The following is a 2,823-nucleotide window of genomic DNA, read 5'->3' on the forward strand; positions in this document are numbered from 1 at the left end:
GCAGTGAGGGCTGGGACGAGGCGATCGTCGCGGACCAGCTGGCGTACGTGATCTACACGTCTGGCTCGACGGGGCGTCCGAAGGGCGTGGGGGTGACGCACGGCAACCTGTCGCGGCTGCTGTCGTCGACGTCGGGCTGGTACGGGTTCGGTGCGCAGGACGTGTGGACGCTGTTTCACGCGATCACGTTCGACTTCTCGGTGTGGGAGGTGTTCGGGAGCCTGGTGCACGGCGGCCGTCTGGTGGTGGTGCCGTACTGGACGGCGCGCGATGCGGAGAGCTTCCACGGGCTGCTGCGTCGGGAGGGCGTGACGGTGCTGAACCAGACGCCGTCGGCGTTCTGGCCGCTGCTGCGTGTGGCACAGGGCTGCGGGGAGGACCTGGCCGGGGTTCGGGTGCTGATCTTCGGCGGCGAGAAGCTGGAGCCGTCAGGCCTTGCGGAGTGGCTGGAGCGGCGCGGAGGGAGCGCGCCGCAGGTGGTGAACATGTACGGGATCACGGAGACGACGGTGCATGTGAGCTACCGTCGTCTGGGCGTGCCTGACGTGGTTGGAGGGTATGCGCGGAGCGTGATCGGCGAGGCGCTGGGAGACCTGTCGCTGCGGGTGCTGGACAGCGCCGGCAACGAGGTGCCGGCAGGTGGCGTCGGCGAGCTGCACGTGGGCGGTGCAGGGCTGGGCCGGGGGTACCTGGGTCGTGGAGGCCTGACGGCGGACCGTTTTGTTCCGGACCCGCACGCGCCTGGTGGTCGCCTGTACCGGACGGGGGACGTTGGCCGTCGTCTGGTCGACGGGGACATCGAGTATCTGGGCCGGGCGGATGGCCAGGTGAAGATCCGCGGGTACCGGATCGAGTTGGGGGAGATCGAGGCGGCGCTGCGCTCGCACGCTGGTGTGCGGGAGGCTGTGGCGGTGGTACGGGGGACGGGTGATGGTCGTCGCCTGGCCGGGTACGTTGTGGGCGAGGTCGACGGTGGCGCGGTGAGGACGTGGGTGTCGTCGTCGCTGCCGGAGTACATGGTGCCGTCGGTGGTGATGGTGCTGGAGGCGCTGCCGCTGACGCCCAACGGCAAGCTCGATCGTAACGCCCTGCCTGAACCTGCACCGGTCGCGGATTATCTCGCGCCGCGCACGCCCACCGAGAAGCTTCTCTGCGATATCTGGGTGGAGGTGCTGGGCACACCCCGGGTCGGTGCTCACGATGATTTCTTCCTGCTGGGCGGACACTCCCTGCTGGCCATTCGCGTGGCGGCGCGCCTGCGCCATGCCCTTGATCGCGATATCGCCCTGCGGACGCTCTTCGATCATCCGGTTCTCGCCGATCTTGCCGTCGCTTTGGAGCAATCCGCCAAGGCAACGGAAACCGTCGGGATCGCGCCACGTCCTGCCGGCTCGGACCGTCTTCGTTTGTCGGAAGGCCAGGAGCGGCTGTGGTTTCTGTGGCGGCTCGATCCGCAGAGCGCGGCGTACAACATGTCGGGCGCGGTTCGCCTGCAGGGTGAACTGGACGTCGGTGCGTTGCGTATCGCCCTGGATGGCGTGGTGTCTCGGCATGAAGTGCTGCGTACGCGCTTCGAGGAAGTCGACGGCGTGGCCTGGCAGGTCGTGCAGGCGTCGGGTGCGTACGGCTGGTCGCAACTGGATCTGAGCGACCAGCCACCGGCGGAGCGGGACGCAAACCTGTCCGCCCATGTGGCGACCATGTCCGGCCAGGCGTTCGACTTGGAGGCCGGCCCGCTGTTGCAGGTCGGACTGGTGCGTCTGGGGCCGTCGGAGCATGCGCTGGCCGTGGCGATGCATCACATCGTCTCGGACGGCTGGTCGATACCCGTCCTGCTGCAGGAAGTGGCGGCGCTCTACGCAGCAGCGCGCGACGGTCGTGAAACCAACCTTCCGCCTCTGGCCATCCAATACGGCGACTTTGCCCACTGGCAGCGGGAATGGCGCACGGAAACGTCGCTGGAACCGCATCTGTCGTACTGGCGCGATCGTCTGGGAACCGAGCATCCGGAACTGGCTCTGCCGGTGGACCGGCCGCGTCGCGCGACGCGCAGTGACGCCGGCGGGCGGGTGGAGCGGTCCGTGTCGCCAGCAGTGACATCGGGTCTGCGGCAGCTGGGCCGCGATCATGGTGCCACGCTGTTCATGACCCTGTTGTCGGCGTTCGGAATACTGCTCTATCGCTACAGTGGCCAGAGCGACGTGCGAGTCGGTGTGCCCGTGGCAGGCCGCGATCGGCTGGAGACGGAAAGGCTGATCGGCTTCTTCGTCAACACCCTGGTGCTGCGCACCGAGTTGAGCGGATTGCAATCGATATCGGCGCTGCTGGAGCAGGTGCGGGAGCGCGTGCTGGAGGCGCAGGCGCATCAGGAGATGCCGTTCGCGCGCCTGGTGGAAGCGTTGCAGGCGGAACGCAGCCTGAGCCGCACACCGTTGTTCCAGGTGATGTTCAATCTGCAGCAGGCGGAGACGACCGGCCACCTGTCCCTGCCTGGATTGAAGATGGAACGGCTGGAGGGCGCACCACAGGCGGTGCAGTTCGATCTGACGCTGAACGTGACGGAGCTGCCGGACGGCCTGCGCGCGGCCTTCGATTACGCACGGGATCTGTTCGACGAAACGACGATGGAGCGTCTGTGCGGGCACTATGTCGCGCTGCTTGAACAATTGGCGCGAGAGAGCGTGGGCGCTCTGCGGGTGGCCGAACTGGAGCTTCGACCGGATCGTCGTGGGCAGGTATTGGCGCGCTACGGGTTTGAGCCAGCGACGGCCCGGATCCGTGCGCGGGCGTTGGCGCGTCCCGAAGCGGAGGCACTGAGCTGCG

At 67.7% G+C, this 2,823-nt stretch carries 1 protein-coding gene; it reads left to right on the plus strand.

The annotated features are described in order from the left end of the window. The coding region (locus tag FQU96_RS41895; RefSeq protein ID WP_146547383.1) for a condensation domain-containing protein at positions 1–2,823 on the plus strand (2,823 nt) is incomplete at both ends.

The sequence above is a fragment of the Reyranella sp. CPCC 100927 genome (assembly GCF_007859315.1).
Lineage (GTDB): Bacteria > Pseudomonadota > Alphaproteobacteria > Reyranellales > Reyranellaceae > Vineibacter.